Below are 6,775 nucleotides of genomic sequence, written 5' to 3'. Positions count from 1 at the left end.
CTGCTGCCACTGCGGCGACCCGCCGTAGGCCTCTCGCGCCTCGGCGGGCCAGCGGGTGTCCCACCCCGGCCCGAACGTCGCGCGCTGCTCCTCTTCGGATAGCAGGATGCCGCGCTCCTGCGCCGCGATCATGCGCTCGAGGTCCTCGTCGAGGTGCTGCAACTGGGCGATGCGGCGAGCGAGTTGCGCCCGCTGGACGCGCAACTGCTCGGCCACGTCTCCGCCCGGCTCGTCGAGCACCGCGCGGATGGCATCGAGATCGAGACCGAGCTCGCGGTAGACGACGATGCGACGGAGCCGCTCGAGGTCGTCGTCGGTGTAGAGCCGGTATCCGGCGGCCGAGCGGGCCGCGGGGCTCGCGAGCCCGATCTCGTCCCAGTGGTGCAGCGTGCGCACGGTCAGCCCGAGTCGCGCGGCCGTCTCGCCGACCGGCATCCCCTGCTCACCCATGGGAGTCATTCTCGTCGCGCCCGATCCCGACCGACTGGAGGTTGTTGCCTTCGACGGTCGTGGGATCGAACACCTTGGCCGCCGTGAAGACGACGCGCGCGTTCTCGCGCGTGACGACCTCGACGTCGCGCGTATTCCAGGGAGTGTCGCGCACCTCGGCTGCGGTTCCCACGGTGGCGAGCGACGCCAGCAGAGGGTCGATCTGGTTGAGGAGGCACGCAAAGCTCACGTGCCCCGCCGAGACCGACGCCGGCGTCTCGCCCGACACGAGAAGGACGTCTTGGAACGCCCACCGCCGCAGGTGCACCATCTGCCCCGGGATGCCGAAGAGCTCGAAGAACCCGAGACCGCGCGTCCAGAAGTCGACGGATGCCGTCAGGTCGGACGTCGGGATGGTGACGAACTGGGGCATGCCGTAGATCCCCCGGTACAGCGGGGGTGCGATGGCATCCGGTCCCGGAGGCGGCACGGGACTGACGTCGAAAGCGTCGAAGTTCTCGTTCATGCCCCCAGGCTCGGCCCTCACATCGCGTGAGAGTCAAGTGGGTGAAGCGGCGGGAGAACCTGGATATGTTGAGCGCAGGACAAGCGGACGGCCTGGGGAGATCGCCGCCGCGCGAAGGGGGACCGTCATGCGTCGTGCACCACTCGCCTTCACGGGGGCGCTGCTGATCGGGGCCGCCGCCCTGCTGACCGGATGCGCCTCGGGAACCGCCGCGCCGGCTCCGAGCGACACCCCGGTCGCGTCGCCGACGGCGTCGGTCGCCTCGCCGACGGCCTCGACCCCCGCGGTCCCGTCGTCATCGCCCGCTGCCCTGCCGGCATCCTGTGACGATCTCGGCACGGCCGAGACGCGCCAGCAGACCGTCGGCGACCTGGTCGCTCAGCACGCCGACGGTTTCGTCCGCCCGGCGCCCGCGAACGCGACGACCGTGCTGTCGTGCAACTGGATCCAGGAGGAGTCGGCCGCGGTGCTGCTCATCGTCAGCACCGCACCCGCGGCGGACATCACGGCAGGTCTCGAGGGGCTGGGTACGCAGGGCTTCGAGTGCCAGGTGTCGCAGGACTTCGGCGCGCAGTATTGCGCTAAGCCCGCCGACACCCCGGAGACCGAGGACGTGGTGGTCGCGGGCGACGGGAAGTGGCTCTACCTCGAGACCGTCAACGTCAACGCGCGGCCGTGGCTCTCGGAGATCACGTCGCAGATCTTCGGCTGATCGCTCTCGGTTCGCGGGTGTGCTGCGGGAGAGAAATCTGGCAGAGTCGCGGGCATGAAGGACGTGTGGGGGTGGGCGACGGTCGCGGTCGTCCTCTGCGTGCCGTTCGTCTTCGCGGCGGTCGCCTACGCGGTCGGCCGTCGTCAGCGACGGGCGGGTGCTTCTCCCGTGTCTTCCGGAGGCCTGCTCGGCTTCGATGAACTGTTCCACCCCGCGGCGCACGAAGCCCGGATCGTGTGGGAAGCCGAGCAGGAGATTCCGCTTCCCGCGCCCACACCCGACCGCGGTCCCGGGGTGATCGAAGCGGGCGGGCGTATCACCATCGAGGTGGCGTCGGAGCCGGCTGATCCGCGCTGACGCTGTTCGTTTGCTGAGAGCGGACGTCGCTGCTGACGGCACCCTCGAGATGCGGGCCTCTGTGAACGTGCTCGAGCCGGATTGGGCCGAGACAGCCTGTTCGCTCAGCGTCGTGCCTGTTCATCTACCAGCCTCGGCATACTCGGTCAGCAGCGCCGTCCCTGTGAGAGCCCGCGTGGCGATTCATCTCCCCGCGGAGATCCGGTCAGCTCTCGCCCGGACGAAGAGCATCGAAGATGGATGCCGCCACCCCGGCCGGCGTGAGTTCGTCGGTGTCCACGGTTACGACGTACCCGTGGCCCGTCTCGAGGCGCGAGGCGAGATCGCGATGACGGGCAAGGTGCCACGAAAGTGCGGCGTACCTGTCGCGGTCATATCGGCGGCGGAGCCGGTCTTCGGCGACCCGGGGTGAGGCGGTGAGAAGAACCATCCGCAGCTCCCGCTGAAACACTTCCTCGTATCGGACGAGGTCGTCCGCGGTCTCGATGATGCCAGCGATGAGGGGCGTACGCGGTCCCGTCAAGAGATAGTTCTCCCAGGTGGCTCGCATGTTCTCCGCCTCGACGACGACGTTCCGCGGGTCGTGGGATGCTGTCGGCCACGAACGGTGGAACCAGTCGACATCGAACAGGCTGAACGCCAGTTGATGCCGGGCAAACAGATCGCCAAGATGGTCCAGCACCGACGACTTTCCCACACCGTACGCCCCGTTGAGGAAGATTCCGTACGCGCTCGCGGTCAGATGTCGGGGCGGAAGGTCGCCGTCTTCTCGGCGGTCCGCCTCGTTCGGTGCCGCGGGGACGTTCGACACGAGGTCGAGGTCGGCGAGGCGCCGCTCGTTCTCGGCCAGCTCCGCCTTCATCTGCGCAACCGTCGTCGGCGCGAAGCGCCGAACCTGCAGGTCGAGGATCGCTTCGGCGGTGATGTCGTTGACGCCGAAGGCCGTGGCGACCGCGACTCGGACGTCGTCGACAGTACCGGTGGCGGCGGCGCACACTTGCAGGAGCTTCTCGGGCTGTTCGACCGCGGTGATGTAGCCCCTGAGGATCTTCGCTCGCATGACGAGGCTCTCGCGTTCATTGTCCACGCGGTCACCGTACCGTCCGTACCTGCACCGGCCGGAAGATCCGACAACGTTTGGGAGACACCCGGACATGTCTGTTCCAGAGGGGTGCTTCCGCCCCCGGTGAGGGAAGGTGTTCCGGATGAACGACGACGTGGACAACGCGCTGCACGCGATCATGACTCGCGCTGATCGCGCACGTGACGTGAGCGACGACGGGGTGCGCGTCCGTGCCTCGACCATGGCGCGCGCGATCGTCGCCGATGACCGGAATCGTGGACGGCGTAAGCGAGTGCTCGCGGCCGCACTCGTCCCGGTTTTCGTACTGGGGACCGCGGGCGCGGCGTATGCGGCGGTCGCCGTCGACTGGAGCCGGTTCTGGATGGAGCCCGCCGCGTGGGAGACCTGGGCGCTCTCCCCGGATGCGTCATTCGCCTACACCCTCCCGGGCGGTGGAACCTGCGAGGTCAGGATCGGGGACGTCACGTTCTCGCCGGCGGCGGACCGCCCCGCGGATGTGCCGGCGGACCCCGCCGCAGCCGACGCCGCCCGTGAATACCTCCGAACCACCGACCTCGCCCACGCGATCGACGTGGATGCCGAGATCGCGAAGCTACGGCAAGAGCCGATGACCTACGAGGGCGAGGGGGAGTCCGTTCCCTTCGGGTTCGGCACGAACCAGTACAACGCCGACGTCGAATACAACATCGCTGTCAAGGACGCCGTCTTCACCGCCGTCATGTCGCACGTCGAGGCCGTGGGCTATCCCACCACGGGCCTGGGCTTCTCCTCCCAAGAGCTGTGCGAGGGCGAGAAGCGGTGAAGCGTCCCCTCCGCCGCAGCGACGATGAAGCGTCGTTCGTCGCCCTCGTCGAGCAGCTGAGTCCCGACCTTCTCCGGTACTTCGCCCGACGAGTGGGTCAGGACGCGGCAGACCTGTTGGCTGAAACGCTGCTGACGGCGTGGCGCCGCCGGGCCGATCTCCCTACTCCTCGGGAGGAGGTGCGCATGTGGTTGTTCGGTGTCGCACGAAACGTGCTCGCCAACTCCGAGCGGGGAACTCGTCGACGCCGTGCCCTCGCTGACACGCTCCGCCGCGAGATGGCGGCGGACACGGTGGCGGATTCGACCGAAGCCATCGCCCTCCGCGCGCTCATCGGCGAACTGGAACCGGAGCTTGCGGAGGTGGTGACATTGGCGCACTGGGAGGGGCTGTCGTTCGTCGAGATCGCCCACCTGCAGAACGTGGCCCCGGCCACCGTTCGGGGCCGGTACCGTCGCGCGAAGCTCGCGCTCGCGGCATCCCTCTCCGACGTCCCCCTTTCCCAGGACTGAGCTGGCGCGCGCCCGCGTCATCAGAACAGGGGATGCCACCGCGACAGGACCACTCTGCTTCCGGTCGTCCTGTTTCCGCACGATCTCCTGTTCTCGTGGGGGGCGGCGGCCGCGTCCGGGCGGCGCGGGAGAGGCCGGTACCGTGGACGTTCCCGACCCGCTGAAAGCGAGCCGCCGATGCCGCACCTGCACACCCGTCCCGGCGATCACGACGCCACCGTGAGCTTCTTCGTGGTCCGCATCGACGGCCCCGAGCCCCGTCTGAGCTACCACCTGCACCGGCGTGCCCGGAAGCTCATGATGTTCGGCGGTCACGTCGAGCACGACGAGACACCCTGGGCGGCAGTGCGACGTGAGCTCAGAGAGGAGTCCGGCTACCAGCCCGAGCAGGTGCGGCTGCTCCAGCCCGCGGTGCGTGTGCGCCGCCTCACCGACGCCGCGGCGCACCCCGTGCCGGTGCTGTCGTCGACCGCGTGCACCTCGGCCGATCCGGCGCACTTCCACACCGACCTGCTGTACGCGCTCGTCACCGGCGAAGAACCCGCGGGAGACCCCGACGCGGGCGAGTCGACCGACATCCGCCTGCTCACCCGAGTGGAACTCGACGCCATTCCCGACGACGAGATCGTCGAGATGTGGCGCGAGGCGGGGCGGTTCATCCTGGACGAGATCCTCCCCGCATGGGAGCCCGTGGCGATGGACGAGTACCCGGCCGTCGCCCCCACGGTCTGAGCGCTCAGCGACCCGGCGGCAGCGGCTGCTGGTACACGTCCGGAACGTCGTCGCCATCGGCATCCACCTCTTCGTCGCGCGCCAGCTGCTTGTAGCGACGATTGCGGACGAGGAGCACGCAGGAGGCCAGGACGGATGCCAGGAGCGAGGCGACCATGATCGCGATCTTCGCGTCGTCGGTGTGCGGCGAGCCTTCGCCGAAGCTCAGCTCGGCGATCAGCAGCGACACGGTGAAGCCGATGCCCGCCAGCAGACCGACGCCCGCGAGGTCGATCCACCTCAGCGCGGGGTCGAGACGCACCTTCGTCCCCAGGGTGAGCAGGCGAACGCCGAGCAGGATGCCGATGGGCTTGCCGAGAACGAGACCGGCGACGACCCCGATCGTGACGGGGTCCATGACAGCGCGCAGAAGGCCGTCGCCGCCGCCGACCGAGACGCCCGCGGCGAAGAAGGCGAACAGCGGGACGGCGATGCCGGCCGAGATCGGGCGGAAGCGGTGCTCGAACTGCTCGGCGAGGTCCATCGTGTTCGCCTCGCGGCGGCGCGATGCGGCGACCGGAATGGTGAAGGCCAGCGCCACGCCCGCGATGGTGGCGTGCACGCCCGAGGCGTGCAGGAACGCCCAGGCGGCGAATCCGATGGGTAGCAGAACGACCCACGCGGCCCACGGCGTGCGGGCGAACCACGCGCGGGCGCGGTGAGCGATCACGCCGTAGACGACGACGAGCACGGCGAAGATGCCGAGCGGGAGCAGCGCGATGTCGCTCGTGTAGAAGATCGCGATGATCGCGATCGCGATCAGGTCGTCGACGACGGCGAGGGTCAGCAGGAAGATGCGCAGGGGGCCGGGCAGGTGCGAGCCGACGAGGGCCAGCACCGCGACGGCGAAGGCGATATCGGTCGCGGTGGGGATCGCCCAGCCCGCGAGCAGGCTCGGCTGGGTGTGCGCGACCGCGACGTAGATGAGCGCGGGCACGGCGACGCCGGCGAAAGCGGCGGTGACGGGGACGATCGCGGTGTTCAGCCGGCGGAGGCTCCCGACGACGATCTCGCGCTTGAGTTCGAGGCCGACCAGGAAGAAGAAGATCGCGAGGAGGCCGTCGGCGGCCCACGCTCCGACGCTGAGTTCGAGGTGCCAGGGCTCGTAGCCGAAGCGGAAGTCGCGGAGTGCGAAGTACGCCTCGGACGCCGGGGAGTTGGCCCAGATGATCGCCGCGATCGCGGCGACGACGAGGAGCATCCCGCCGACGGACTCGCGGCGCAGCAGCGTGGTCACGCGGTGGACTTCGGCGTACCCGGGCCAGCTCGGCGCGCGGACGGTGTCAGGGCTCATGAAGCCTCCAGAGGGGTCGATCGACGAAATGTCGACCAGACTTCCCGACGCACCGTACACAAGTTTACCCGCGTCGCTTCCCCTCTCGCTCTGTCCGTCGTCCGCTGCGTCGGGTCGATGAGCGTCCTTGGGTATTTCGCGCCGACCGGGTTTCCATTTCTTGCGTTATCTGGATATCCCGCGTACGGCCGGTCTGTGATCTCGGGATCGCTATTCGGTGGCGTGCCGACAATGCGACGGTGTCGCTCCGTGCGCCGCCGTGACAAATGGGTGACGCGCACGCGGCGG

The 6,775-nt window shown here is 69.0% G+C and carries 9 protein-coding genes; 5 read left to right on the top strand and 4 right to left on the bottom strand.

The window, feature by feature from the left end; genetic code table 11:
• Together P2P98_RS04635 and P2P98_RS04630 are read right to left on the bottom strand one after the other, a co-directional pair.
• The coding region (locus tag P2P98_RS04635; protein ID WP_275797642.1) for a MerR family transcriptional regulator at positions 1–450 on the bottom strand (450 nt) is incomplete at its 3' end.
• Positions 443–955, bottom strand: coding sequence for a VOC family protein (locus P2P98_RS04630; RefSeq protein ID WP_275797640.1), 513 nt, complete (start codon positions 953–955; stop codon positions 443–445). The genes P2P98_RS04630 and P2P98_RS04635, both read right to left, overlap by 8 nt.
• A 127-nt stretch (positions 956–1,082) precedes the next feature.
• Here P2P98_RS04630 and P2P98_RS04625 point away from each other — a divergent pair, with 127 nt between their 5' ends.
• Both P2P98_RS04625 and P2P98_RS04620 read left to right on the top strand, forming a co-directional pair.
• Positions 1,083–1,667 (top strand): hypothetical protein, encoded by a 585-nt coding sequence (locus P2P98_RS04625; protein ID WP_275797638.1) that lies wholly within the window; start codon positions 1,083–1,085, stop codon positions 1,665–1,667.
• Between the two features lie 54 nt (positions 1,668–1,721).
• Positions 1,722–2,024 carry a hypothetical protein gene (locus P2P98_RS04620; protein WP_275797636.1) on the top strand — a complete coding sequence of 101 codons (303 nt, stop codon included), beginning with the start codon at positions 1,722–1,724 and terminating at the stop codon, positions 2,022–2,024.
• 205 nt (positions 2,025–2,229) lie between these two features.
• Here the strand turns inward: P2P98_RS04620 and P2P98_RS04615 are convergent, their stop codons facing one another.
• Entirely contained in the window at positions 2,230–3,111 is an 882-nt protein-coding gene (locus P2P98_RS04615; protein ID WP_275797634.1) for a hypothetical protein, read from the bottom strand.
• Positions 3,112–3,229: 118 nt separating this feature from the next.
• On the opposite strand from P2P98_RS04615, the gene P2P98_RS04610 reads away from it, so the two are divergent.
• From P2P98_RS04610 to P2P98_RS04600, 3 genes are all read left to right on the top strand, one after another.
• Complete coding sequence (locus P2P98_RS04610) at positions 3,230–3,910, top strand: hypothetical protein (protein WP_275797632.1); 681 nt, start codon at positions 3,230–3,232, stop codon at positions 3,908–3,910.
• Positions 3,907–4,422, top strand: a complete 516-nt coding sequence (locus P2P98_RS04605) for an RNA polymerase sigma factor (RefSeq protein ID WP_275797630.1) — start codon at positions 3,907–3,909, stop codon at positions 4,420–4,422. Before P2P98_RS04610 ends, P2P98_RS04605 begins: the two co-directional genes overlap by 4 nt.
• 177 nt (positions 4,423–4,599) lie before the next feature.
• Positions 4,600–5,154, top strand: coding sequence for an NUDIX domain-containing protein (locus tag P2P98_RS04600; RefSeq protein ID WP_275797628.1), 555 nt, complete (start codon positions 4,600–4,602; stop codon positions 5,152–5,154).
• Positions 5,155–5,158: 4 nt separating this feature from the next.
• On the opposite strand, the gene nhaA is transcribed toward P2P98_RS04600, so the two are convergent.
• A complete protein-coding gene (nhaA, locus tag P2P98_RS04595; protein WP_275797626.1) occupies positions 5,159–6,487 on the bottom strand; it encodes a Na+/H+ antiporter NhaA in 1,329 nt (442 codons plus the stop codon).
• Positions 6,488–6,775 lie beyond the last annotated feature (288 nt).

Source organism: Microbacterium sp. Kw_RZR3 (assembly GCF_029222405.1).
In the GTDB taxonomy this organism is placed as follows: Bacteria; Actinomycetota; Actinomycetes; order Actinomycetales; family Microbacteriaceae; genus Microbacterium.
This window is presented reverse-complemented; position numbering and strand designations above follow the sequence as displayed.